Origin of the sequence: Micromonospora sp. WMMD961 (genome assembly GCF_029626145.1) — a bacterium.
Classification (GTDB): domain Bacteria; phylum Actinomycetota; class Actinomycetes; order Mycobacteriales; family Micromonosporaceae; genus Micromonospora.
Map to the genome: position 1 here is coordinate 6,454,958 of NZ_JARUBJ010000002.1, position 24,961 is coordinate 6,479,918.

The following is a 24,961-nucleotide window of genomic DNA, read 5'->3' on the forward strand; positions in this document are numbered from 1 at the left end:
CGGCTCAGAGGCGCTTGGGCGGGACCGGCTTCTTCGTGCCGTAGAGCCAGGCGTCGAAGACCGCGTCCAGTTGCTTGCCGGAGATGCGTTCGGCCAGGGCGACGAACTCGGCGGTGGTGGCGTTGCCGTTGCGCTTCTCCGCGGCCCAGGTCTTGACGATCTCGAAGAACGCCTTGTCGCCCACGGCCACCCGCAGGGCGTGCACGGTCATTGCACCGCGTTGGTAGACCGACTCGCTGAACAGCTGCTTCACACCCGGCTTGCCCGGCGGCGTCTTCCACACCTGCGCGGGCACCTGGGCGTACCGGAAGTCGAACGCCTGCTTGGCCGTGTACGTCTTGGTGTGCTCGGCCCAGAGCCACTCCGCGTACGTCGCGAAGCCCTCGTTGAGCCAGATGTCCTCCCAGGTGGCCAGCGCGACACTGTCACCGAACCACTGGTGCGCCAGCTCGTGGGCGACCACCTCGGTGTTCTCGCCCTGCCGGAAGAACCCGGCGGAGTAGACCGGCCGGCTCTGCGTCTCCAGGGCGTACGAGATCCGGCTGTCCGAGACCACCACCCCGCCGTACGCGTCGAACGGGTACGGCCCGAAGACGCTCTCCAGGTAGTCGGCCACCTTGACGGTCTGCGCGATCGAGGTGTCCGCGGCGCCCTTGGCCACATTGGTGGCGACCGCGTTGTACACCGGACGGCCCTTGTGCTCGCCGGTGGTGATCCGGAACTTGCCGATCACCAGCGTGCTGAGGTAGCTCGCCATCGGTGACGTCTCCGACCACTTCCAGGTGGTCCATCCGTCCGCGCTGGTCTTCCCGCCGGGAACACCGTTGCTGACGGCGGTCAGACCATCAGGGACGGTGACCTCGAAGTCGTACGCCGCCTTGTCGGACGGGTGGTCGTTGACCGGGAACCAGGTGCTGGCCGACTCGGGCTGGCCCAGCGCGATGGCGCCCTCGGCGGTGTGCAGGAAGCCACCGTCACCGAGGATCTCGTTCTTCAGCGGCTTCGGCACACCCTCGTAGGTGACCTCGGCGACGAACCCGTTGCCGTTGATCAGACCGGACGCTGGCGTGATGACCAGCTCGTTCCGTTTCCGCTTGTGGGTCGCCGGTGCACCGTCCACGGTGACCGCGGTGACGGTCAGGCCGGCCAGGTCGAGGTTGAACGTCGAAAGGTCGGCCGTGGCGGTGGCCTGCACGGTGGTCGTGCCGGTCAACTGGTCCTTCGCGGGGTCGTAGCGCACCTTGACCGTGTACCGCCCGACGTCGTACCCGCCGTTGCCGTAGCTCGGGAAGTAGGCGTCGCCGACCCCCTCCGCGCCCGGGGTGAACGTCCGCGACGGGGTGGGGGACGCGATCGGCGACGGCGCCGCCGTCGGTGCCGTCGAGCCGCACCCGGACAGCGCGAGCGCCCCGGCCACCAGCAGACCGGCGGCCATCCGCATTCTGTGCCGCGTCACCCGCATCTCGTCCTCCCCGTGTGGCGGTGGCGGCCTACGCCGCTCCGCGCGGAACAGCGGTTTGCGCTGATCGCAGGCGGGAGCATATCGACCGGTGATCACGGCTCCGTCACGGCAGCGTGGGGGCCGACCCGCCCACCAACCAGGCGTCGAAGAGCGGCCGCAACTGCCGGCCCGCCACCCGCTCGGCCAGCGCGACGAGATCCGCTGTGGTCGCGTTGCCCGCAGCCCGCTCGGCGGTCCAGGTCCGCAGGATGCGGAAGAACGTGTCGTCACCGACGGTCCGGCGCAACGCGTGCACGGCGAGTGCCCCGCGCTTGTAGACGGCCGTGCCGAACATCAGGTCCCGGCCGGGCTCGACCGACGGCTGTGACCAGTCGGTCTTCGCGTACTGGAGTTCGAAGTTGCGCTGGGCGGTCCGGCCGCCGTCGTGCTCCTCCCACAGCCACTCGGCGTAGCTGGCGAAGCCCTCGTTCAGCCAGATGTCGCCCCACCTGGCCAGCGACACGCTGTCGCCGAACCACTGGTGGGCCAACTCGTGCACGACGACGCCCACGTTCGGCCGGTCGTCGGCGAAGAAGGCCGGCCCGTAGACCGGGCGCGACTGGGTCTCCAGCGCGTACCCGACCCGGTCGTCGGCGATCACGATCCCGCCGTACGAGTCGAACGGGTACGGGCCGAAGCGGCTGGCCAGGAAGTCGACGATCTCCCCGGTGCGGGCCAGGGAGTTGGCCGCGCCACCGTTCGCCGGCAGGCTCGCCGCCACGGCCGTGACCATCGGCCGGCCGGCGTGGGTGTCGGTCACCACCCGGTAGTCGCCGATCACCAGGGTGCTCAGGTAGCTGGCCATCGGGGCGCGCTCCGACCAGCGCCAGGTGGTCCAGCCGTCGGCGCTGCTCTTCGGGCCGGGCACCCCGTTGCTCAGTGCGGCCAGGCCGTCCGGGACGGTCACCGCCAGGTCGTAGCTGGCCTTGTCCGACGGGTGGTCGTTGACCGGGAACCAGGTGGCGGCCGAGTCGGGTTGCCCGAGCGCGACCGCACCGTCGGCGGTGTGCAGGAAGCCGCCGCTGCCCAACGAACCGTCCTCGACGGCGGTGGGCACTCCCGCGTAGTCGATGGTCACGGTGAACTGGCGACCGCGAGGGAGCCCGTCGCGCGGGGTCACCACGAGTTCGGCCTTGCTCCGGCGGTGGTCGGCCGGTGCGTCGCCCACCCGCACCCCGCCGACATCCAGGGCGACCAGGTCCAGATTGAACCGGGACAGGTCCTGGGTGGCCGTGGCCGTGATGACCGCCTGCCCGGTCAGCCGGTCGGTCGACGGGTCGTAGCGGACGTCCAGGCCGTAGTGCGTGACGTCGTAGCCGCCGTTGCCGTGCCCCGGCACGTACGGATCGCCGGCGTCGGCGGCGCCGGGCCGGAAGCCGTCGCGGTCGTCACCCGTACAGCCGGCGGTGACCAGCACGACGACGCAGGTCAGCGCGGCGGCGGTGACAACCAGCCGACCGCCGGCCGGCGTCCGTTGGGTCCGGACCATGCACTCCTCCTGCGGCATCGCGGTCAGGACGAGCGTAGTCAGCGCCACCCGCCGCGCGGCCAATATCGACGATCATCAGTCACTTTCGTTGGAACAAACAAAAGTGACGATCGATCGAATCTATCTTTCGACTTGGACCGACGTTAGTGTCTGGTCCCGACCACCGTCGCGAAAGGTGGAACCATGCCCGACCACACCGCACCCGACGCCACCACCACCGGCCGGCTCAGCCGTCGGTCCCTGCTCGCCGCCTCCGCCGGCGCCGCCGCCGCGATCGGCGCGGCCGGCCTGCCGGTCCTCGCCACCGGCACCCCCGCACTCGCCAACCCCGGCAACGCGAGCAAGCTGCGGGTCGAGCCGCTGATCCCGGCTCGCAACCGCGGCATCATCCTCTACAGCGTCCGTGACCGGATCACCGCCGCACCCGACGACAGCGGGGTGCCCTACGGCTTCGAGCGCGTCCTCGCCCGGCTCGCCGAGATCGGCTACAAGGAGATCGAGTTCGCCGGCTACACGCAGAGCACCGAGATCCTCGGCCGGCAGATCACCCCGACCGAGATCCGCAAGATCCTCGACGACAACGGCCTGGTCGCCAACGGCACCCACGCCACGATCCAGCCGACCACCTTCCAACAGCAGCTGGACATCGCCGAGGAACTCGGCATGAAGAACATCGGCACCGGCAGCGACCCGACCAACAGCGCCTACAAGGCCGAGTGGGACGCCGCCGCGGACATCTGGAACGAGCTGGGCCGGCAGGCCAAGGCCCGGGGCATGCGCCTCTACACGCACAACCACGACGCCGCGTACAGCTTCCTGATCGACCGTGGCCCGCGCGACGCGCAGGGCCGGCAGACCAGGTCGTCCGGCATCCGCCGGCTCGAATACTTCTTCGAGATCACCGACCCGCGGTACGTCTTCTTCGAGCTCGACATCTACTGGGCCTACGTGGCCCGCTACAAGCACCAGAAGTACGTCAACGCGGCCGGCCAGGAGGTCACCGACCTGTTCGACCCGATCCTCACCGTGGCCGACCGGACCACCCGGTTCCCGCTCTTCCACGCCAAGGACGGCGACCGGGACACCAGCGTCCCCAACGGCCACCAGATGGTTCCGCTCGGCGACGGCGACATCAACTTCCAGCAGTTCTTCCAGACCATCGGCGAGCGCAACTTCCACCACGCCAACTGGGAGATGGACACCGCACCCGGCGGCGTCGACAACAGGGGGCAGTCGCTCGACTTCGCGGCGACCAGCTACCGCAACATGTCCGACCTGACCATCTACGTCGAGAAGTAACACCCGGCTGAACGCGACGAAGGCCGGCCCGTGCGGGCCGGCCTTCGTGGTGTGACGGAAGGGTCAGCGGTCGAGGACCAGGCCGACCTTCTGGAACTCCTTCAGGTCGCGGTAGCCGCACTTGGCCATCGCCCGACGCAAACCACCGAACAGGTTGAGCTGACCGTCGGCCTCGTCCGCCGGCCCGAAGAGCAACTCCTCCATCGACCCGAGCGGCTCACCGGCGACCTCGAACGCGCCACGCGGCAGCGACGGGTGACTCGCCGCAGAGTGCCACCAGGCGCCGCCGGCGGGCGCCTCGTCGCAGAGCGACAGCGGCTCACCGAGCATCACCGCGTCCGCGCCGCAACCGAGCGCCTTGGCGATGTCGCCCGAGGTCTGCATGTCACCGTCGGCGATCAGGTGCACGTACCGGCCGCCGGTCTCGTCGAGGTAGTCGCGACGGGCCGCCGCCGCGTCGGCGATCGCGGTGGCCATCGGCACCCGGATGCCCAGCACCGACTCGGTGGTCGACCACTCGTCGCCACCGATGCCCACGATCACGCCGGCCGCGCCGGTGCGCATCAGGTGCAGAGCCGTCTTGTAGTCAGTGCAACCGCCGACGATGACCGGCAGGTCCAGGTCGGCGATGAACTCCTTGAGGTTCAACGGCTCGTCCGTGGTCGACACGTGCTCGGCCGAGACGATGGTGCCCTGGATGACCAGGATGTCCACCCCGGCGTCCAGGATCACCGGGGCCAGCGCGAGGGTGTGCTGCGGGGAGACCCGCACCGCCACCGTGCCGCCGCCGGCGCGCAGTTCACGCACGCGCTCGGCGATCAGGTCCGGGCGGATCGGCTCGGCGTACACCTCCTGGAGCCGCTTGGTGGCGCGGGCGTCCTCGTCGAGGCCGGCCAGCTCCTCCAGCACCTTGGTCGGGTTCTCGTAGCGGGTCCAGAGCCCTTCGACGTTGAGCACGCCGAGGCCGCCGAGCTGACCGAGCCGCACCGCCGAGGCCGGGCTCATGGTGGCGTCGGAGGGGTGGCCGACGCACGGAATGCCGAACGGGTACGCGTCGAGCTGCCAGGAGGTGGAGACGTCGTCGACGTCCCGGGTGCGGCGGCTCGGCACGATGGCGATGTCGTCCAGGTGGTAACCGCGCTGCGCGGTCTTGCCCAGCCCGATCTCGACCACGTCACGCATGGGGGACTCCTGGTGGTTGGGGGTGGTGGGTCAGCGGGTGTGGTAGTTGGGCGCCTCGACGGTCATCTGGATGTCGTGCGGGTGGCTCTCCTTCAGGCCAGCCGCGGTGATCCGGATGAGCTGGCCCCGGCGGTGCAGGTCGGGGATGTTCTCCGCGCCGGCGTACCCCATGGCCAGCCGCAGCCCGCCGACCAGCTGGTGGGCCACCCGGGACAGCGGCCCCCGGTAGGGAACCTGGCCCTCGACGCCCTCCGGGACGAGCTTGTCGTCGCTGAGCACGTCCTGCTGGAAGTAGCGGTCCTTGCTGTACGACTTGGCCTGGCCCCGGGACTGCATCGCGCCGAGCGACCCCATCCCGCGGTACGTCTTGTACTGCTTGCCGTTCACGAAGATCAGCTCGCCGGGGCTCTCCTCGCAGCCGGCCAGCAGGCTGCCGAGCATCACCGTGTCGGCGCCGGCCACCAGGGCCTTGGCGATGTCGCCGGAGTATTGGATGCCGCCGTCGCCGATCACCGGCACACCGGCCGGACGGGCGGCACGGGCCGCCTCCATGATCGCGGTCACCTGCGGCACGCCGACCCCGGCGACGATCCGGGTGGTGCAGATCGCGCCCGGCCCCACGCCCACCTTGACGCCGTCGGCGCCGGCGTCGACCAGCGCCTTCGCGCCGGCGTACGTGGCCACGTTGCCGCCCATGATGTCGACGGTGACGTCGGCCTTGAGCCGACGGACCATGTCCAGCACGGCCCGCTGGTGGCCGTGCGCGGTGTCCACGATCAGCACGTCGACGCCCGCGTCGACCAGGGCACGGGCCCGCTTGTACGCGTCCTCGCCGACGCCGATGGCGGCGGCGACCCGAAGGCGACCGGCGTCGTCCTTGCTGGCGTCCGGGTACTGCTCGCTCTTGGTGAAATCCTTGACGGTGATCAGGCCACGCAACCGACCCGAGTCGTCGACGATCGGCAGCTTCTCGACCTTGTGCTGACGCAGCAGCGCCAACGCGTCGTCCTTGCTCACACCCACCCGGGCGGTGATCAGCGGGGTGCGGGTCATGATCTCGCGGACCGGAGTGTCCGGCTCCGAGACGAAACGCATGTCCCGGTTGGTGACGATGCCGACCAACTGGCCGTCGCCGTCCACCACCGGAACCCCGGAGATGCGGTAACGCCCGCACAGCTCGTCGACCTCGCGCAGCGTGTCGTCCGGGCTGGCGGTCACCGGGTTGGTGATCATGCCGGACTCGGAGCGCTTGACCAGGTCGACCTGGAGCGCCTGGTCCTCCAGGGACAGGTTGCGGTGCAACACGCCGATGCCGCCCTGGCGGGCCATGGCGATCGCCATCCGGGCCTCGGTCACCGTGTCCATCGCGCTGGAGAGCAACGGAATCGACAACTCGACGTTGCGGGTGAGCTTCGTACGGGTGTTGACCCGGCTGGGCACCACGTCCGACTCGCCCGGCTGCAACAGCACGTCGTCGAAGGTGAGCCCGAGCGGAACCACCCGAGCGGAGCCGGCCGGCAGCTCGGGCAGGTGGCCGCCCAGGTCGGCGTGCTCGACGCCGGCCGGAAGATCGGTGCTGGGCGAATTTTCCACGATTGCTCCCCTGAGCTGCTCGGATGGGCTTCAGCGAGGTGGCGCGGGCGGGCACCGGAGCGCGCCACGGTGCCGGCACGTCGCCTCATCGTACCCAGTGAGCTGGGCGACCCGTCCGTGGCGGCCCGGCCCGGCGCGCGGCCGGGGGGCGGACGTCCGCGCCGCGTTGGGTCTACGGTGAAGGGGTGCACGACGAGCCCATCGACCCGTTCAACGGCGACCCGGCCGATCCGACCGCCGGTCTGGATGACCCGGGCGATGACGCGACGCCGGATCCGCTGACCGACGTCGAACGGCAGGACGTGCTGGAAGACCTCGCCGACCTGGAGATCTACCAGGCCCTGCTGGCTCCGATCGGGGTCCGCGGGTTGGTGATCGAATGCGAGGACTGCCGAGAACCGCACTACTTCGACTGGGACCTGCTCCGGGGCAACCTGCGGCACCTGCTCAACTCGGGTCGCCCCCGCGTGCACGAGCCGGCCTACGACCCCGACCCGGACCACTACGTGACCTGGGACTACGCCCGGGGTTACGCCGACGGCGTGCACGACACGCTGTCCGAAGGCACCGAGGACGAGCCGGGCACCCCGACCGCCACCCAGTGACGCCGCCGTTCGGTCAGGCGACCAGGCCGGCGCGGAAGCCCGCTGCGACCGCGTGCGCCCGGTCCCGGGCACCAAGCTTGCGGAACAACCGCCGGGCGTGCGTCTTGACGGTGTCCTCCGAGACGAAGAGCTCCCGGCCGATCTCCGCGTTGCTCTTGCCCTCGGCCATGCCCAGCAGCACCTGAAGCTCACGCTCGGTCAGCCCGATCGACGCACGGGTGGGTCGGGCGTTCGGGGTGGGCCGTGCCGGATCGGTCTGCTCCGCCGGCGACTCGCCGGTCGCCGACTCGGCCTCGTCGTCCCCCCGCTGCACGGGCACCGAGGGCACACCCGCCGTTCCCTCGCCAGGCGCGGCCGTCCAGTCGGGTTCGCCGGAGCCACGTGGGGACGGCCCCGAGCGACCGGAACCGCCCACCGCCGCAGCGTTCCGGGCCGGGTCGGTGATCCGCTGACGGGAGGCCCGGCCGGGCGCGGCGAGCAGCAGCAGCGCCTTGGCCACCGCGCTGGTCAGATCGTGGTCGACGTTCTGGATGAGGCCCCGGGCACCGGCGCTGATGGTGGCCGCCGCAGCCTCGGGTTCCTCGGTGCCGAGCAACAGCACCGCGGCCTGCGGGGCGCGGGCCAACACCCGACGGACGAAGCCGGCGCTGTCCGGCCGGGTGAGGGCCGTGTCGGCCAGCACCACGTCGGCCGGTCGCTCGGCCAGCCGCAGCATCACCTCAGGATCGGAGACGGCGGTACGAACGATTGCTGACAACCCCAGCCGCGCGGCAGCAGAAGTAAGGTGCTGGGCCGCGAGTGGTGTCCGAACGCACACAAGGACGCTACGCACTGTGGTCTCCTCTCCGCCAACGAGCAGACCATGACGGGGTCGGCTCGGGAGGGGGTTCCCGGCAATCCTTCGAACTTTTCCGACAGATGGGGCAAAAGCCGCAATTTGCGGGACGTTTTCGATCACACACGTGTGAGGTGACGACAGCCCGGGTACCGGGGGGTCCAGGCCGGGAACGGTGCGCCTGCGCGGCCCGCCGCCCGGACACCGGCCACAAGGATTCTCGCGGAGCCGCGCGGGAGGAGGGGTGCTGATGTCGAACGTACGTAGACTGCCCGGACCCATCGTCGATCTCTGGGACTGGCAGCGGCTCGGTGCCTGCCGAGGGCGGGACAGCGCCCAGTTCTTCCACCCCGACGGCGAGCGCGGCTCCTCCCGACTTCGTCGCGAGTCCGCCGCCAAGTCGGTCTGTCGCACCTGCCCGGTCCGCGCCGAATGCGCCGCGCACGCCCTGTCGGTTCGCGAACCGTACGGCGTGTGGGGCGGCTTCAGCGAGTCGGAGCGGCTGCGGCTACTCGCCGTCGGCTGGGAGGACCTGGCAGACCGCCGGCACGCCCGGGTCGACATCACGCGCCTGGAGGCCCGACTGGGCCACCCGCACAAGTCGACCATTCCGATCCAACGCAACGTGGCCTGACTCGACACGTACCTACATCGCGGAACGCGCCCCCGGTTCGGGGGCGCGTTCCGGCGTTCCAGGGTTCGGGGCGCGTTCCCGCGCCCCTCCGGTACCGGGCGTTCCGGTCCGTCCGCTCCGTTGATCCGTTCCGGCGCGTTCCGGTCCGTCCGCTTCGATGGGCCGTTCCGGGGCGTTCCGGTCCGTCCGCTTCGATGGGCCGTTCCGGCGCGTTCCGACCAGGATGCTTTGGGCCCTAGCCGTGACGGGCACAACGCTCGCGAGCATTCGGGCGTTATGTCGGGTCTGACCTGTTCCAGGTGTAGCCCATTGCGGCTGAATGCACGGTTCAGGGCGTACCGTCCGGTGACCGGCCCCACTCGTTGGCCGGAATCATGGCCGGCCCGGAGTCGTTACATCCCCTGACGATCGCAGTACCAAGGCCCGCCAGCCGAGAGCCCGGGCTGGAATGCCGGCCACCGGGCGGTCGTTGCAGTCCCCACGAGCGACCGACCTAGCGTCGCAGGCCCCCGCGAGTGCCAACGGATGGCCCCCGGGAATGAGCCCCGGCCCCCGGTCGTTACACCCGGACCCGGCGTCACGAGCCGTCCGGCTGGTAGGTCGCCGACCCCGGCTTCACGGGCCCCCGCTCGTACGGGCCGGACCCGCGCCGCGAGCAGCCCCCGGCCCGCAGGCGCCGACCCCTGACTTTTCCCCCGTTTGCAGCGCCGGACGAGGTGCTCACATCCGCAACCGTTCAGGCGGGTGTCCTTACCCCCGAAGGAGCTTCCCCATGAACACGATCATGCGTAAGAGCGTGCTGTCCGTTGCTGGTCTCGCGTTCGCCGGTGGTGTGTTCGCCGGCCCGATCGCCGCACACAACAACTCCGTGGACGCCAAGCCGGTCGCGGTAGCGGTGCAGGCCGACAAGCCGGACACCGCCCAGCTGATCCCGCACGGCACCCAGGGCGACCAGTCGCACATCACCCTCAACGACGAGCAGACCGCCAACGTCAAGGCGATCATCGCCGCCACGAAGAAGGCCGGCCTGCCCGAGCGGGCCGCGGTCATCTCGATCGCCACCAGCCTGCAGGAGTCGAAGCTGGAGAACCTCGGCCACCTGGGCGATATGAACGACCACGACTCGCTGGGTCTGTTCCAGCAGCGCCCCTCCAGTGGTTGGGGCACCCCGGAGCAGATCACCGACCCCGAGTACTCCACCACGGCGTTCCTGAAGGGCCTGAAGCAGGTCGACGGGTGGCAGGACATGCCCCTGACCGAGGCCGCGCAGACCGTGCAGGTCTCCGCCTACCCCGACGCGTACGCCCAGTGGGAGCAGCAGGCCGCCGACCTGGTCGGCCAGTACTGGAACAGCTGACCCACCGCACAGCCCGACCGCTGGCCGGCACCCCACCCGGGTGCCGGCCAGCGGCACGTCCACACCGAGATCTTGGACAGTTTCCGTTACGCGAGAACGCGAGAACGGAAACTGTCCAAGATCTCCATGTGCGGGCTCGCACCGGCCAGGCGGGCGGGCTGCGCCGGCCCACCGGGACGCGCCGCGCGGCTGACGGAGGCGGACCACGCGGCGCTGGCCGCCCGGCCCCTGGCCGAAGGCGGACCAACCGGCGCTGACCCAGGTGGGCGGGTGACCACCAGTGCCGTGGTCAGCGGACGGTGACCGTGACCGTGTGCCAGCCGGTGGCACCGTCCGGGGCGACGCCCTGCGTACGCTCGGTCTGGGTCTCGCCGGTCGCGTCCGTTGCCCGAACCTGGAGGCGGTGCTCGCCCGGCGTGGCGTCCCAGCGCCACGACCACTGCACCCAGGTGTCCACCGACACCGTCGGGGCCAGTGTCGCCTCCTGCCAGGGCCCGTCGTCGACGCGTACCTCGACGCGGCGGATGCCCCGGTGCTGCGCCCACGCCACCCCGGCCACGGTGATCGGGCCGGTGGTCAGCCGGTTGCGTCGCCGGGGCGCGTCGATCCGGGACTGGGTCTTGATCGGCCCCTGGGCTGACCAGCCGCGCGGCACCCAGTACGCGTCGAAGTCGGCGAACCGGGTCAGCTCCAGCTCGGTGACCCACTTGCACGCCGACACGTAGCCGTAGAGGCCGGGCACCACCATCCGGGCCGGGAAGCCGTGCTCGACCGGCAGCGGCTCGCCGTTCATGCCGACCGCCAGCAGAGCGTCCCGCCCGTCGCGCAGCGCGGCGGTGGGGGTGCCGCAGGTCCAGCCGTCGACCGAGCGGCCGACGACCTGGTCGGCGTCCCCGTCCGGATCCACCTCGTCCAGCAGTTCCCGAAGGGGTACGCCGAGCCAGCGGGCGTTGCCGATCAGGTCCCCGCCCACCTCGTTGGAGACGCACGCCAGCGTGACGTACCGCTCCACCAGCGGCCGGGCCAGCAGTTCGGCGTACGTGTAGGTGCGTTCGGTGCCGACCCGCCCATGGATCCGCAGCCGCCAGGTGTCCGGGTCGACCTGTGGCACCACCAGCGCGGTGTCGATCCGGTAGAAGCCGAGGTTCGACGTGACGTACGGCGCGAGCTGCGTCAGTGAGAGGTCCGCACCGGCCGGCACGGCCGGTGCGGGGGCGACCGGTGCGGGCAGTCGGATCGCGTCCCGCGCGGCGGAGACTCCGCGTCGTCCGGCCAGCCAGCGCCCACCGAGACCAGCCACCACGGCGCTGCCGAGCAGCACCCCACTGCCGGTGAGGAACCGCCGCCGAGACTCGGGGTCCACCTCCGCAGGACCGGCCGGGACCGCCGGCGCGGGCGCGGCGGGTGTCGCCGGCAACCCCTCCGGGCCCGGCGAAGCCGGCTCGCTTTCCGGGCGCGCCGAAGCCGGCTCGGCCCGCGACTCTCGCACCGGACCGGCAGGTGGCACCGGATCGGCGGGCGGCTCGGTCGGGGTGGGTGGCGACCAGGGCCAGGGATCCAGCTCGAACGGCCCGTCGATGAACAGCCAGAGCACCAGCGCGCCGATGCCGGCGCCGACCAGTGACGGCAGCGCGTCGAAGGCGTCCGCACCGGGGCGGGTCAGCGCGGCGGCCACGCCGATGACGCCGAACGCGGTGATGCCGGCCAGGCCGAACGCCAGACGACGGACCGCCAGGACACCGAACAGCGCGGCGAACCCTCCCAGCAGCAGGCCCGTGCCGACCAGCAGCGCGATCTTGTCGGCGGTGCCGAAGATGTCGATGGCGAACTGCTTCAGCGACTCCGGGACGGCGTCCACGACCACCCCGCCGACCGCTACCAGGGGTGCCGACCGGGGACCGGTCAGCACCGCCACCGGTTCGGCGATCCCGATCGCGACGGCGGCGGCGGTCACTCCGGCCAGCGCGGCGTAGCGCCGCGATGTGGTGCTCATCGGCCCAGTGTGCGCGATCATCTCGCCCGGTCGCCAACAACGTCAGCGTTCGGTAATGACCGGCCGGGAGGCAGGGCTCGCAAGACGGACCGGGGCACACCGCCGTACGACGGTGTGCCCCGGAACGGGTGTCGCTACCGGGTCAGAAGCCCGGGCCGTGCTGGTGGCCGTGACCGTGGCCGTGCCCACCGGCGGCGGCCGGCTCGGCCTGCTCCGGCTTGTCCACCACGAGGCTCTCCGTGGTGAGCAGCAGACCGGCGATCGAGGCGGCGTTGGTGACCGCGTTGCGGGTCACCTTCACCGGGTCGATGATGCCGGCCTTGACCAGGTCGACGTACTCGCCCTTGGCGGCGTCGAGGCCGTTGCCCCAGTCGAGGTCGGCGACCTTCTGGGTCACGACGTAGCCGTCGTGACCGGCGTTCTGGGCGATCCAGCGCAGCGGCTCGACGAGCGCCTTGCGCACGACCGAGACGCCGACCTTCTCGTCACCGGTGAAGCCCAGGTCGTCGTCGAGCGCCGAGAGGATCTGCACCAGGGCGGCGCCGCCGCCGGGCACGGTGCCCTCCTCGACCGCGGCCTTGGTCGCGGCGATGGCGTCCTCGATGCGGTGCTTGCGCTCCTTCATCTCGACCTCGGTGGCCGCGCCAGCCTTGATCACGGCGATGCCACCGGAGAGCTTCGCCAGCCGCTCGGCCAGCTTCTCCCGGTCCCAGTCGGAGTCGGAGGCCTCGATCTCCTTGCGGATCTGGGCCACCCGGTCGGCGACGTCGGCCTTCTGGCCGCCGCCGTCGACGATCGTGGTGTTCTCCTTGTCGACCACGACGCGCCGAGCGGTGCCGAGCACCTCAAGGCCGACCTGGTCGAGCTTGTAGCCCAGCTCCGGGGCGACCAGCTCGGCACCCGTGGAGATCGCGATGTCCTGGAGCATCGCCTTGCGCCGGTCACCGAAGCCCGGGGCCTTGACCGCGCAGACCTTGAGGGTCTTGCGCAGCGAGTTGACCACCAGGGTGGAGAGCGCCTGGCCGTCCACGTCCTCGGCGATGATCAGCAGGGGCTTGCTGTTCTGCAGGACCTTCTCCAGCAGCGGCAGCAGCTCCTCGATCGCCGAGATCTTCTGGGTGGTGACCAGGATGTACGCGTCCTCGAGGACGGACTCCTGGCTCTCCAGGTCGGTGACGAAGTTCGGCGAGATGAAGCCCTTGTCGAACTGGAGACCCTCGGTCACGTCCAGTTCGGTGGTGAGCATCGAGCCTTCCTCGACGGTGATGACACCGTCGCGGCCGACCCGCTCCATCGCCTCGGCGATCAGGTCGCCGATCGTGGCGTCCTGCGCGGAGATCGTCGCCACGTTCGCGATCGACTCCTTGCTGGTGACCTCGGCGGCACGGCCGAGCAGCGCCTCGGAGACCTTGGTGGCCGCCGCGTCGATGCCCCGCTTGAGGCCGGCCGGGTTGGTCCCGGCGGTCACGTTGCGCAGACCCTCGCGAACCATCGCCTGGGCCAGCACGGTCGCGGTGGTGGTCCCGTCGCCGGCGACGTCGTTGGTCTTGGTCGCCACCTCCTTGACCAGCTGCGCGCCAAGGTTCTCGTACGGGTTGGTGAGCTCGATCTCCTTGGCGATGGTCACACCATCGTTGGTGATCGTCGGCGCACCGAATTTCTTGTCCAGGACGACGTTGCGCCCGCGCGGGCCGAGGGTGACCTTGACCGCGTCCGCGAGGGCGTTGACACCGTGCTCCAGCAGGTGCCGGGCGTCGTCCGAGAAGCTCAGGATCTTCGCCATTAATGTCCCTTCGAAGCGCCACTGCCCCGGCCCGGCGAGCCGGACCGGGGCAATGGAACTGATCGGTTGCTTACTTCTCGATGACCGCGAGGACGTCGCGGGCGGAGAGCACCAGGTACTCCTCGCCGGCGTACTTGACCTCGGTGCCGCCGTACTTCGAGTAGAGGACGGTGTCGCCGACCTGCACGTCAACCGGAACCCGGTTGCCGTTGTCGTCGACGCGCCCCGGGCCCACAGCGAGGACGGTGCCCTCCTGCGGCTTCTCCTTGGCGGTGTCGGGGATCACGATGCCCGACGCCGTGGTGGTCTCAGCCTCGTTCGCCTGGACCACGATGCGGTCCTCGAGCGGCTTGATCGCAACCTTGGTCGCGGTAGTCACGGGCATACCCTCCTGGGGTACTGGTTTCGTTGCTGGCCGGCGGGGCCGACCAGCGTCAATCTGCCTCATGCCACCGGGCGGGGCCGTCGTCGCGGGTGCCGGTCCGCCTGGCGTGCGCACCCAGGTCGTGAGACCCGGAAGCTGGCACCCTCAGGGTGAGAGTGCTAATCGCAGGTTATTCCGTGGCTAGCACTCCGTCAAGGAGAGTGCCAGCGCGTCGCGCCCCGCCAGCCTGGATTCCTGGTTCGACCGGGAGAATGACCGGGTGGATCTCGATCAGCTGGCGGCGCTGCGTACCCCCGAGGGGTCGGCCGCGCTCACGGCGGCGGCCGGTCTGGCCGGCGGTGACCCACTGGTCGCGGCCTCGGCGCTGCGCGCCACCGGGGTGCCGCCGGCGTTGGCCGCGGCGGCCCTCACCCAGGCCGAGCTACGCCACCGGGCGGTGGGCAAGTTCGGTCCGGCCGCCGCCGGGATGTTCCTCACCCGCCCCGGCCTGGAGCAGGCCACCCGCCGGGTGGTCGCCGACCGGCGGGCCGCCCGGCTGTACGCGGCCGGCGTGCGCACCCTGGCCGACCTCGGGTGCGGCCTCGGCGCCGACGCGCTGGCCGCCGCCCGCGCCGGCATCCGGGTGTACGGGGTGGAGGCCGATCCGGTGACCGCCGCGATGGCCGCCGCCAACGCCGCGGCGGCCGGGCTGGCCGACCTGTTCACCGTCGAGTGCGGGGATGCCACCGCGTTCGACGTGTCAGGGGTCGACGGGGTCTTCTGCGACCCGGCCCGCCGCACCACCGGCACCGGGCGGCGGATCTTCGACCCGCGCGCCTACTCGCCGCCGTGGGACTTCGTCACGGGGTTGGCCGAGCGGGTGCCGCGCACCGTGGTGAAGGTGGCACCGGGCCTGGACCACGGGCTTGTTCCGGCTGGTGCGGAGGCGGAGTGGGTCGGCGTGGACGGCGACCTGGTCGAGGCCGCGCTCTGGTGCGGCGAGCTGGCCGAGGTGCCCCGCCGCGCCACCCTCTACCGCCAGCGGGGCGCCGAGACTCACCACCATCAGCTGACCGGCTCGGGCGCCGCCGAGGCGCCGGTCGGGCCGCCACGCCGCTACCTGTACGACCCGGACCCGGCGGTGGTACGCGCACACCTCGTCGCCGAACTCGCCACCGAACTGGACGCCACCCTCGGCGACCCGAGCATCGCCTACCTCTACGCCGACCAGCCGATCCGCACCCCGTACGCGCGCGGCCTGGAGATCACCGACGTGCTGCCGTTCTCGCTCAAGCGCCTGCGGGCGCTGCTGCGCGATCGGGGGGTGGGCCGGGTGGAGATCCTCAAGCGGGGTTCCGCACTCACTCCGGAGCAGCTCCGGCGGGACCTGCGACTGGCCGGCGACGGAGCGGCGAGCCTGGTGCTCACCCGGGTCGCCGGCGCACCGACCGTGCTGATCGGGCAGCCGGTCGACTAGCGTCGTCGGTGTGGCGGGACAGGGCACTCCGGCGACGGCACTGTTGGTCAAGCGTGGGATCGAGCACCGCACCCATCCGTACCGGGTGGCACCGGATGCGCCGAACTACGGCGCGTTGGTGGCGGTGGCGCTCGGTGTGGCACCGGAGCGGGTGTTCAAGTCGCTGGTGACCGCTGTCGACGGCGCGCTCACCGTGGCGGTCGTTCCGGTCACCGGCGAGCTGGATCTCAAGGCGCTCGCGGCGGCGGTCGGCGGCAAGCGGGCGGTGTTGGCCGACCGGGAGGTCGCCGAGCGGGCCACCGGTTACGTACGCGGTGGGATCAGCCCGCTCGGGCAACGCCGGCGGTTGCCGACCGTGCTGGACGAATCCGCGCTGGATCTCCCGACGATCTACGTGTCGGCTGGTCGGCGTGGCCTGCAGGTCGAACTGACCGCGGCGGATCTGATGGCGCTGACCGGCGCCCGCACCGCGTCGTTGCAGACCCGCTGACGACATTCGTGACGGCCGAGCCCTCGGCGGGTAGCCGGGGAGTAACAGCCACGTTGCTGAATTGTTATCGCTCCCAACAAACTTGGCACCTGCGCGGTCTTGTGGAGCCGGTGTGACGCGAAATACGTTGCCGGACACAACAAAACGACACCTCCCCCACCCGAAAGGACCCTGCACATGCGTAAGGGGATCCTCACCATCGCCGCCGTGGGCCTACTCGCAACCGGTGGCTTGACCGCCTGCGGCGACGACTCCGGCCCTGGTTCGACCGACTCCGCCAAGACCCCCAAGATCGGCGTGATCCTCCCGGACAGCAAGTCCTCCGTCCGCTGGGAGACCGCGGACCGTCGATTCCTGGAAGAGGCGTTCAAGGCCGCCGGCGTCCAGTCCGACATCCAGAACGCCCAGAACGACAAGACCGCCTTCCAGACCATCGCCGACCAGATGATCACCGGCGGCGTCACCGTCCTGATGATCGTCAACCTGGACTCCGGCACCGGCAAGGCCGTGCTCGACAAGGCCAAGTCGCAGGGCGTCGCCACCATCGACTACGACCGGCTCACCCTGGGCGGCTCCGCCCAGTACTACGTCAGCTTCGACAACGAGGTCGTCGGCAAGCTGCAGGGCGAAGGTCTGGTCAAGTGCCTGACCGAGAAGGGCGCCAAGAACCCGGTCGTGTCGTACCTGAACGGCTCCCCCACCGACAACAACGCCACCCTGTTCAAGAACGGCTACGACTCGGTGCTCAAGCCGAAGTTCGACTCCAACGAGTACGTCAAGGGCCCCGAGGACGCGGTGCCGGCGTGGGACAACGCGCAGGCCGCGACGATCTTCGAGCAGCAGCTCACCAAGGCCAACGGCAAGATCGACGGCGTGCTGGCCGCCAACGACGGTCTCGGCAACGCGGCCATCTCGATCCTGAAGAAGAACAAGCTCAACGGCAAGGTGCCGGTGACCGGGCAGGACGCCAGCACCGAGGGCCTGCAGAACATCCTCGCCGGTGACCAGTGCATGACCGTCTACAAGGCGGTCCGGGAAGAGGCCAAGGCGGCCTCCGACCTGGCCATCGCGCTCGCCAAGGGCGAGAAGAAGGACACCGGCCAGACGGTGAAGGACCCGGAGGGCAACCGCGACGTCCCGTCGGTGCTGCTCACCCCGAAGGCCATCTACAAGGACAACGTCAAGGACGTCATCGCCGACGGCTACGTGACCAAGGAAGAGGTCTGCGCCGGGGCGTACGCCACGCTCTGCGCCGACGCCGGTATCAGCTGACCGACGCCGCAGTACCCGCCGGGACGACCACCGCCGCCCGGCACGGGAGCCACTCTCCCGTGCCGGGCGGCGCCCGCCGGACGGGCCCCGACCCTCCCTTAAGAAGGAGACCTCCGTGTCCGCGACCCCCCTGCTGGAACTCCGCGGGATCGACAAGAGCTTCGGTCCCGTCCAGGTGCTCCGCGACGTCGCCCTGACCGTCCACCCGGGCGAAGTCACCGCACTGGTCGGAGACAACGGCGCCGGCAAGTCGACCCTGGTGAAGTGCATCAGTGGCATCCACCCCACCGATGCCGGCGAGTTCCTGTTCAACGGTGAACCAGTCCATATCGGCAGCCCCCGCGACGCCGCCGCGCTCGGCATCGAGGTCGTCTACCAGGACCTCGCGCTCTGCGACAACCTGGACATCGTGCAGAACATGTTCCTCGGCCGGGAGAAGCTCAGCGGCATCGTCCTCGACGAGCCGACCATGGAACAGCTCGCCGCCGAGACACTGGCCGGGCTCTCCATCCGCACCGTCACCTCCCTGCGACAGCACGTGTCCAGCCTCTCCGGTGGTCAGCGCCAGACCGTGGCCATCGCCAAGGCGGTGCTGTGGAACAGCAAGCTGGTCATCCTGGACGAGCCGACCGCGGCACTGGGTGTGGCACAGACCGCCCAGGTGCTCGAACTGGTCCGCCGTCTCGCCGACAACGGCCTGGCCGTGGTGCTCATCTCGCACAACATGAACGACGTCTTCGCCGTCTCCGACCGGATCGCCGCGCTGTACCTCGGCCAGATGGTCGCCCAGGTGAAGACCACCGACATCACCCACGCGCAGGTGGTCGAGCTGATCACCGCCGGGCGCTCGGGCGGGCTCGGCATCGCCGCCGACCCGGGCAGCAACGGCGACGGCCCGCAGCCGGCCGACTCGATCTCAGGAGGCGCCCGATGACCACCACCGCCGTACGGAAGGACGACCCCGCGGCCGTCACACCGACGCCGACCGTCGGGGGCCACGCCCGCAACTACTGGAGCCGGGTACGCGGTGGCGACGTCGGCGCGCTACCGGCCGTGCTCGGCCTGATCGTGCTCTGCACCGTCTTCGCGGTCATGCGGCCGTCGTCGTTCCTGTCGGCCGGCAACTTCGCCAACCTCTTCACCCAGGGCGCGGCGGTCACGCTGATCGCGATGGGTCTGGTCTTCGTGCTGCTGCTCGGCGAGATCGACCTCTCCGCCGGCTTCGCCAGCGGCGTCTGCGCGGCGGTGCTGGCCAATGTGGTCACCGTCCTCGGCTACCCCTGGTGGGTCGCCGTGCTCGCCGCGATCGCCACCGGCCTGGTCATCGGCACCAGCCTCGGCCTGCTCGTCGCGAAGATCGGCATTCCGTCCTTCGTGGTCACCCTCGCCGGCTTCCTCGCCTTCCAGGGCATCGTGCTGCTGCTCGTGCAGGAGGGCACCAACATCTCCGTCCGGGACGAGGTGCTGGTCGCCATCGCCAACCGCAACCTCACACCCGTCCTGGGCTGGGCGCTGACGGCGCTCGCGGTCGTCGGCTACGCGGCGGTGCAACTGCTGCGGCACCGCAACCGGTCGGCTCGCGGCCTGATCACCGACCCGATCGCGGTGGTGGTTCTGCGGATCGGTGGGCTCGCCGTCATCCTCGGCACGGCGGTGTACGTGCTCAACCTCGAACGCAGCCGCAACGTCCTGATCAGCTCACTCAAGGGCGTGCCGATCGTGGTGCCGATCATCGCCGTGCTGCTGATCGTGTGGACCTTCGTGCTCCAACGCACCAGCTACGGTCGGCACATCTACGCCGTCGGCGGCAACCGGGAGGCCGCCCGCCGGGCCGGCATCGACGTCGACCGGATCCGGATCTCGGTCTTCATGATCTGCTCGTCCATGGCGGCCGTCGGCGGCATCGTGGCGGCCAGCCGGGCCAACTCGGTCGACCCGAACACGGGGGGCAGTAACGTACTGCTCTACGCGGTCGGCGCGGCGGTGATCGGCGGTACCAGCCTCTTCGGCGGCAAGGGCCGCGTCCTCGATGCCGTGCTCGGCGGGGCGGTTGTCGCGGTCATCGAAAACGGAATGGGCCTGATGGGGTACAGCGCGGGAGTCAAGTACGTGGTCACCGGCGTAGTCCTGCTGCTCGCTGCCAGCGTCGACGCTCTCTCCCGCCGCCGCGCGGCAGCCACCGGCACCCGCTGACGCGCGCGGGAGGTAGCACCACGATGCGCCCAGGACCGAGCCAGGACGACGTCAGACGGCAGAACCTCGGGGCCCTGCTGAGGCACGTACACGTCCACGGGGCGACCACGCGTGCCGAACTGACCACCACCCTGGGCCTCAACCGCAGCACCATCGGCGCGCTCACCGCCGACCTGAGCGCGGTGGGGCTGGTCAGCGAGGGGGCGCCGAAGGAGACCGGCCGGGCCGGACGACCGTCACTTGTCGTCCGGCCCGAGTCGGCCCGGGTCTACGCGTACGCGTACTCGGTGGAGGTGGACCGGTTGCGCGCCGCGAGGATCGGGCTGGGTGGCGCGGTCCTGGACCGCCGCGAACTGGACCGACCTCGCGGACTCCTGGCCGCCGAGGCCGCACCGCTGTTGGCCGGCGCGGTCAAGGAGATGCAGCAGGTGGTTCCGCGCGACGCGATCTGCGTCGGCGCTGGTGTCGCGGTCTGCGGCATGGTCCGCCGAGACGACGGCCTGGTCCGGCTCGGTCCGACCACCGGCTGGGTGGACGAACCGATCGGCGCGGCCGTCGCCGACGAGTTGGGCATCGACGTACCGGTCACTGTGGGCAACGTGGCCGACGTCGCCGCGTTCGCCGAGCACACCCGGGGTGTGGCGGCCGGCTGCGACAACGTCCTCTACCTGTACGGGGACGTCGGCGTGGGTGCCGGCATCATCGCTGGTGGCCGTCGACTGACCGGGCACGGCGGGTACGGCGGCGAGGTCGGACACATGAAGGTGGTCCGCGACGGAAGGCCCTGTGAGTGCGGTGCCCGGGGCTGTTGGGAGACCGAGATCGGCGAGCACGGTCTCCTCCGCGCCGCCGGACGTTCCGACGCCCGGGGTCGAGACGCGTTGCTGGAGGTCTTCGACGCCGCCGACCGGGGTGACGCCCGGGCACAGACGGCGGTCCGCCAGGCGGGCGACTGGCTCGGCTTCGGAGTCGCCAACCTGGTGAACGTCTTCAACCCCGAGATGGTCATCTTCGGCGGCACCATGCGTGACCTCTACCTCGCCGCCGCCGCCCAGATCCGCAGCCGGCTGAATTCCAACGCGCTCGGCGCCTGCCTGGAGCACGTCCGGCTGCGCACGCCCAAACTGGGCGTGGACGCCCCGCTGATCGGGGCCGCCGAACTGGCCTTCGAACGGCTCCTCGCCGACCCCCTCGACGTGGGCTGATCCGCGTACGCTGTCCGGCGTGGATGTCGAGTTGCGCGCCTCCGACGACGACCGCAACCGGGTGGTCGCCGAGCTGCACCGGCACACCGCGGCGGGTCGGCTGACCCTCGACGAGTTCTCCGAACGGGCCGGTGCGGTCTGGTCGGCACGCACCCTCGGCGACCTGGCTGCGCTGACCCGCGACCTGCCGGCCCTGTCCGGCCCGGCCGTCGGAGACGACACTGTCGGGCACGGGCGTCGGGAGCTGCTGATGCTCTTCGCCGCCGCCGCGATCACCCTGCTGCTGCTCGGCGGCTTTCTCGCCGTCACACGCTGATCCACGTCGCCAACCGGTGAACTGATCACGCGATCAGTCCGTACCAGTGAGCGGACGGGCGGCCGGGAGGACATGGCCGCCCGGTCCAGACGCGATCCGGTCCGGACCGAGGAGGCACCACAGACATGGCACCGCTCAGATCCGCCCATCGCCGACTGGGCAACCGGACCCACCGAGCGGCGATGCTGCTCATCGCGATCATCGCGGGGGTCGGCGTCCTGCCCGGCGTGGCCGTCGCCGCGCCCGCCGGCGGCCAGCAGCTCAATGCCGCCGACATGACACTGCTCAACGGGGTACGGCTGGCCGGGCTGTGGGAGATGCCAGCCGGCCAGATGGCCGCCGAGAAGGGGCAGTCCGCCAAGGTCCGGGAAATCGGCGCGGGCATCGCCAGCGAGCACCAGAGGCTCGACGAACTCGTCGTCGAGGCGGCCAACAAGTTGGGCGCGACGATCCCCAGCGAGCCGACCGCCGAGCAGAAGGGCTGGCTGGCGGAGATGCAGAAGGCCTCCGGCGCCCGGTTCGACCAGATCTTCGTCACCCGGCTCCGGGTCGCCCACGGCAAGATCTTCCCGGTGATCGGCGCGGTACGGGCCAGCACCCGGGACGCCACCGTCCGCAAGCTCTGCGAGGACGCCAACGGCTTCGTCCAGCACCACATGCAGATGCTGGAGAGCACCGGCCTGGTCCGCTGGCCGGAACTGCCGCCGGCCGCGCTGCCCGCCCCCGGTGAGGACGGGCTGCTGGCCGCCGCCTCAGCCAACTCCGGTCCGCAGGTCGGCGTCAGCAGCACAGTCGTCTGGCTGGTCTTCCTCGCCGCGTTGGGCACCGGCGGCATCGCCACCTACCGGATGCTGCGCCGCAGCTGACCTTGCCTTCGTTGGTGGCCCGGGTCAGCGGTCGACCTGGGTGAAGTCCCAGGAGTGCGGGGCGCGGGCCACCAACAGGGCGGGCGGATCCGGCAACGGACGTGGGTTGCTGCGCCACTTCGAGATGACCACCACCCGATGGTCGGTGGACGAGAAGACCTCGCTGGAAACGTGGAGCGGGTCGTGTTCCAACTCGGGTAGCGCGGTGTCGCACACCCAGGTGATCAGATCCGCGACGCCGTACGCCTCGGCGCGCGCCTCCCACATCCGCACGATCATGTCCGTCGCCCCCGTCACACGCTGACCGTGGTCAACGGCAGCGCCGAGTCGGCCGGCAGGTCGAGTCGGCTCGGTGCGACCCCCGCAGCGACCAGGTGCGAACCGAGTGCGGCCACCATCGCGCCGTTGTCGGTGCACAGCTTGGGCCGGGGCACCCGGACCTGGATGCCGTACTTCTCGGCCCGCTGCTCGGCCAACGCCCGCAGCCGCGAATTGGCCGCCACGCCCCCGCCGATCACCAGGGTCTCGATGCCCTGCGCCCGGCAGGCGGCGAGCGCCTTGCTGGTCAGCACGTCACAGACCGCCTCCTGGAAGGACGCGGCGACGTCGGCCACCGGCACCGGCTCACCGGCACGCTGACGGGCCTCGACCCACCGGGCCACCGCCGTCTTCAGCCCGGAGAAGGAGAAGTCGTACCGGTGGGCGGCGAGATCCTTGGCGGCGGTCAGACCACGCGGGAAGGCGATCGAGGCGGCGTCACCGGCACGGGCTTCCCGGTCGATGGGCGGGCCGCCCGGGAACGGCAACCCGAGCAGCCGGGCGACCTTGTCGAACGCCTCGCCGGCCGCGTCGTCGATGGTGGCGCCCAGTGGGGTGACGCCTCGGGCCAGGTCGTCGACGAGCAGCAGGGACGAGTGGCCACCGGACACCAGCAGCGCGATGGCGGGCTCGGGCAGCGGGCCGTGTTCGAGGGTGTCCACCGCGACGTGGGCGGCAAGGTGGTTCACGCCGTACACGGGCTTCTCGGCGGCGAGCGCGTACCCCTTCGCGGCGGCGACACCTACCAGCAGCGCGCCGGCCAGACCGGGTCCGGAGGTGACCGCGATCGCGTCGATGTCGGCCAGGGTGACACCGGCCTCGGTCAGGGCCCGGTCCATGGTCGGCACGATGGCCTCCAGGTGTGCCCGGCTGGCCACCTCGGGCACCACGCCCCCGAACCGGGCGTGCTCCTCGACGCTGGAGGCGAGCGCGTCGGCCAGCAGGGTGTGCCCACGGACGATGCCGACGCCGGTCTCGTCGCAGGAGGTCTCGATGCCCAGGATCAGCGGTTCGTCAGCCATGGTCGTGTGGTCCGTCCCCGGTCGGCTCGGCGTCGCGCCGCATGACCAGCGCGTCGGTGTTGCTCGGTTGGTAGTAGCCGCGCCGCACCCCGATCGGCTCGAACCCGTACGTCGCGTAGAGCCGCTGGGCGGCGACGTTGTCCACGGCGACCTCCAACAGGGTGCTGCGGGTCTCGCGGCGGGCCGCCTCGGCGAGCAGGTCCTCCAGCAGGGCGCGGCCCACACCACGCCGCTGGGCGTCCCGGCGGACGGCGATGTTCTGCACCCACACCTCGTCCGGAGGAACCCCGGCGAGCCCGGCGTAACCGAGCACCGCGCCGTCCTCGTCGACGGCGACCCGGTAGTGGTGCCCGTTCGCCAACTCGCTCCAGAACATGCCGGGGGACCACTGCTCGGCGCCGAAGAGGTCCGCCTCGATCGGCAGCACGTCGTCGATGTGCCACCAGCGGAACGGGACGAGCCGTGCCGTCGTCACGGCAGGACCGGTTTGCGGCCGGTCGCCGCCACCGCGTCGGGGCGGCGCAGGTAGAGCGGGGTGAGCCGCTCGCTGGGCGCACCCGACCGGATCCGCTCGGCGGCGAGCAGCGCCAGCACGGTGGCGTCCGGGTACCGGGGCTCGACCCGCACGGGCAGGTCCAGGGTCTCGGCGTACCGGTGCGCTCCGTCGCCGACCGCGATCGTCGCACCCAACTCCCGGGCACGCACCGCGGCCACCGCCGGCGTCGAAACCTCAGGCCCGACGATCCGCTGGCCGGCGCCGTCGTAGACGGCCCAGTAGAGCTCCTTGCGCCGGGCGTCGCTGGCGGCCAACACCGGCTCACCGGACGCCGCCGGGTAGCCGACGGCGTCCAACGAGCAGACACCGTACGTGGGGATGCCGAGCACCTGCCCCATCGTCGCGGCGGTGACCAGGCCGACCCGCAGCCCGGTGAACGGCCCGGGGCCGAGCCCGGCGACGATGGCGGTCAGGTCACGTGGGCGCGCGTCGGCGTCGGCGAGGACCGCGTCCACCTGGGGGGCGAGCAGTTCGCCGTGCGCGCGGGCATCGACCGTGCACCGGTGCGCCCGGGACACCACACCGTCCGCCGAGACCTCCAGCAGCGCTGCGGTCACCGCAGGGGTCGAGCTGTCCACCACGAGTACGAGCACGGTAAGCCAGCCTAGCCG

At 71.0% G+C, this 24,961-nt stretch carries 24 protein-coding genes; 12 read left to right on the top strand and 12 right to left on the bottom strand.

All coding sequences use genetic code 11. The features are described 5' to 3' along the window. Positions 1–4: 4 nt before the first annotated feature. Positions 5–1,462 (bottom strand): M1 family metallopeptidase, encoded by a 1,458-nt coding sequence (locus tag O7614_RS29445; RefSeq protein WP_278141643.1) that lies wholly within the window; start codon positions 1,460–1,462, stop codon positions 5–7. Between the two features lie 103 nt (positions 1,463–1,565). After that, positions 1,566–2,990, bottom strand: coding sequence for a M1 family metallopeptidase (locus tag O7614_RS29450; protein WP_278141644.1), 1,425 nt, complete (start codon positions 2,988–2,990; stop codon positions 1,566–1,568). 183 nt (positions 2,991–3,173) lie between these two features. Here O7614_RS29450 and O7614_RS29455 point away from each other — a divergent pair, with 183 nt between their 5' ends. Next, positions 3,174–4,289 carry a sugar phosphate isomerase/epimerase gene (locus O7614_RS29455; RefSeq protein ID WP_278141645.1) on the top strand — a complete coding sequence of 372 codons (1,116 nt, stop codon included), beginning with the start codon at positions 3,174–3,176 and terminating at the stop codon, positions 4,287–4,289. Between the two features lie 63 nt (positions 4,290–4,352). On the opposite strand, the gene O7614_RS29460 is transcribed toward O7614_RS29455, so the two are convergent. Together O7614_RS29460 and guaB are read right to left on the bottom strand one after the other, a co-directional pair. Beyond that, positions 4,353–5,471: a GuaB3 family IMP dehydrogenase-related protein gene (locus tag O7614_RS29460; RefSeq protein WP_269682365.1), complete on the bottom strand. Its 1,119-nt coding sequence runs from the start codon at positions 5,469–5,471 to the stop codon at positions 4,353–4,355. A gap of 30 nt (positions 5,472–5,501) precedes the next feature. After that, positions 5,502–7,064, bottom strand: a complete 1,563-nt coding sequence (gene guaB, locus O7614_RS29465) for an IMP dehydrogenase (RefSeq protein WP_278141646.1) — start codon at positions 7,062–7,064, stop codon at positions 5,502–5,504. Positions 7,065–7,249: 185 nt separating this feature from the next. On the opposite strand from guaB, the gene O7614_RS29470 reads away from it, so the two are divergent. Continuing rightward, positions 7,250–7,669, top strand: a complete 420-nt coding sequence (locus O7614_RS29470; RefSeq protein WP_278141647.1) for a DUF5319 domain-containing protein — start codon at positions 7,250–7,252, stop codon at positions 7,667–7,669. Between the two features lie 13 nt (positions 7,670–7,682). Here O7614_RS29470 and O7614_RS29475 read toward each other — a convergent pair whose 3' ends face one another. After that, a complete protein-coding gene (locus tag O7614_RS29475) occupies positions 7,683–8,501 on the bottom strand; it encodes a response regulator transcription factor (protein WP_278141648.1) in 819 nt (272 codons plus the stop codon). A gap of 253 nt (positions 8,502–8,754) precedes the next feature. Between O7614_RS29475 and O7614_RS29480 the strand changes: the two genes are divergently transcribed. Together O7614_RS29480 and O7614_RS29485 are read left to right on the top strand one after the other, a co-directional pair. After that, positions 8,755–9,138, top strand: a complete 384-nt coding sequence (locus tag O7614_RS29480; protein WP_278141649.1) for a WhiB family transcriptional regulator — start codon at positions 8,755–8,757, stop codon at positions 9,136–9,138. 772 nt (positions 9,139–9,910) lie between these two features. Next, positions 9,911–10,495, top strand: coding sequence for a hypothetical protein (locus O7614_RS29485; RefSeq protein ID WP_278141650.1), 585 nt, complete (start codon positions 9,911–9,913; stop codon positions 10,493–10,495). A 289-nt stretch (positions 10,496–10,784) separates the two neighbouring features. Here O7614_RS29485 and O7614_RS29490 read toward each other — a convergent pair whose 3' ends face one another. From O7614_RS29490 to groES, 3 genes are all read right to left on the bottom strand, one after another. Next, the gene (locus O7614_RS29490) at positions 10,785–12,488 is read right to left on the bottom strand and encodes a molybdopterin-dependent oxidoreductase (RefSeq protein ID WP_278141651.1); all 1,704 of its coding nucleotides are present in this window, start codon (positions 12,486–12,488) and stop codon (positions 10,785–10,787) included. Positions 12,489–12,630: 142 nt separating this feature from the next. Then, positions 12,631–14,271, bottom strand: coding sequence for a chaperonin GroEL (gene groL, locus O7614_RS29495; protein ID WP_278141652.1), 1,641 nt, complete (start codon positions 14,269–14,271; stop codon positions 12,631–12,633). Positions 14,272–14,341: 70 nt separating this feature from the next. Then, positions 14,342–14,656: a co-chaperone GroES gene (groES, locus tag O7614_RS29500; protein ID WP_030330046.1), complete on the bottom strand. Its 315-nt coding sequence runs from the start codon at positions 14,654–14,656 to the stop codon at positions 14,342–14,344. A gap of 259 nt (positions 14,657–14,915) precedes the next feature. On the opposite strand from groES, the gene O7614_RS29505 reads away from it, so the two are divergent. The 8 genes from O7614_RS29505 to O7614_RS29540 all read left to right on the top strand — a co-directional run bounded on the left by O7614_RS29505 (position 14,916) and on the right by O7614_RS29540 (position 22,454). After that, the gene (locus tag O7614_RS29505; RefSeq protein ID WP_278141653.1) at positions 14,916–16,112 is read left to right on the top strand and encodes a methyltransferase domain-containing protein; all 1,197 of its coding nucleotides are present in this window, start codon (positions 14,916–14,918) and stop codon (positions 16,110–16,112) included. A 10-nt stretch (positions 16,113–16,122) separates the two neighbouring features. Then, entirely contained in the window at positions 16,123–16,602 is a 480-nt protein-coding gene (gene ybaK / locus O7614_RS29510) for a Cys-tRNA(Pro) deacylase (RefSeq protein ID WP_278141654.1), read from the top strand. Between the two features lie 177 nt (positions 16,603–16,779). After that, the gene (locus O7614_RS29515; RefSeq protein WP_278141655.1) at positions 16,780–17,874 is read left to right on the top strand and encodes a substrate-binding domain-containing protein; all 1,095 of its coding nucleotides are present in this window, start codon (positions 16,780–16,782) and stop codon (positions 17,872–17,874) included. Positions 17,875–17,989: 115 nt separating this feature from the next. Then, entirely contained in the window at positions 17,990–18,808 is an 819-nt protein-coding gene (locus tag O7614_RS29520; RefSeq protein ID WP_278141656.1) for an ATP-binding cassette domain-containing protein, read from the top strand. Next, entirely contained in the window at positions 18,805–20,067 is a 1,263-nt protein-coding gene (locus tag O7614_RS29525) for an ABC transporter permease (RefSeq protein WP_278141657.1), read from the top strand. Before O7614_RS29520 ends, O7614_RS29525 begins: the two co-directional genes overlap by 4 nt. Positions 20,068–20,090: 23 nt before the next feature. Beyond that, entirely contained in the window at positions 20,091–21,272 is a 1,182-nt protein-coding gene (locus O7614_RS29530; protein WP_278141658.1) for an ROK family protein, read from the top strand. A 19-nt stretch (positions 21,273–21,291) separates the two neighbouring features. After that, positions 21,292–21,588: a DUF1707 domain-containing protein gene (locus O7614_RS29535; protein ID WP_278141659.1), complete on the top strand. Its 297-nt coding sequence runs from the start codon at positions 21,292–21,294 to the stop codon at positions 21,586–21,588. Between the two features lie 125 nt (positions 21,589–21,713). Further along, positions 21,714–22,454, top strand: coding sequence for a DUF4142 domain-containing protein (locus O7614_RS29540; protein WP_278141660.1), 741 nt, complete (start codon positions 21,714–21,716; stop codon positions 22,452–22,454). 24 nt (positions 22,455–22,478) lie between these two features. On the opposite strand, the gene O7614_RS29545 is transcribed toward O7614_RS29540, so the two are convergent. From O7614_RS29545 to tsaB, 4 genes are read right to left on the bottom strand one after another with little or no spacing between them, the layout of a single operon-like run. Then, positions 22,479–22,733, bottom strand: coding sequence for a hypothetical protein (locus tag O7614_RS29545; protein ID WP_053660576.1), 255 nt, complete (start codon positions 22,731–22,733; stop codon positions 22,479–22,481). Between the two features lie 14 nt (positions 22,734–22,747). Continuing rightward, positions 22,748–23,794, bottom strand: coding sequence for a tRNA (adenosine(37)-N6)-threonylcarbamoyltransferase complex transferase subunit TsaD (gene tsaD / locus O7614_RS29550; protein WP_278141661.1), 1,047 nt, complete (start codon positions 23,792–23,794; stop codon positions 22,748–22,750). Then, positions 23,787–24,269: a ribosomal protein S18-alanine N-acetyltransferase gene (rimI, locus tag O7614_RS29555; RefSeq protein ID WP_278141662.1), complete on the bottom strand. Its 483-nt coding sequence runs from the start codon at positions 24,267–24,269 to the stop codon at positions 23,787–23,789. Before rimI ends, tsaD begins: the two co-directional genes overlap by 8 nt. Further along, the gene (gene tsaB / locus O7614_RS29560; RefSeq protein ID WP_278141663.1) at positions 24,266–24,943 is read right to left on the bottom strand and encodes a tRNA (adenosine(37)-N6)-threonylcarbamoyltransferase complex dimerization subunit type 1 TsaB; all 678 of its coding nucleotides are present in this window, start codon (positions 24,941–24,943) and stop codon (positions 24,266–24,268) included. Before tsaB ends, rimI begins: the two co-directional genes overlap by 4 nt. Positions 24,944–24,961: the final 18 nt, after the last annotated feature.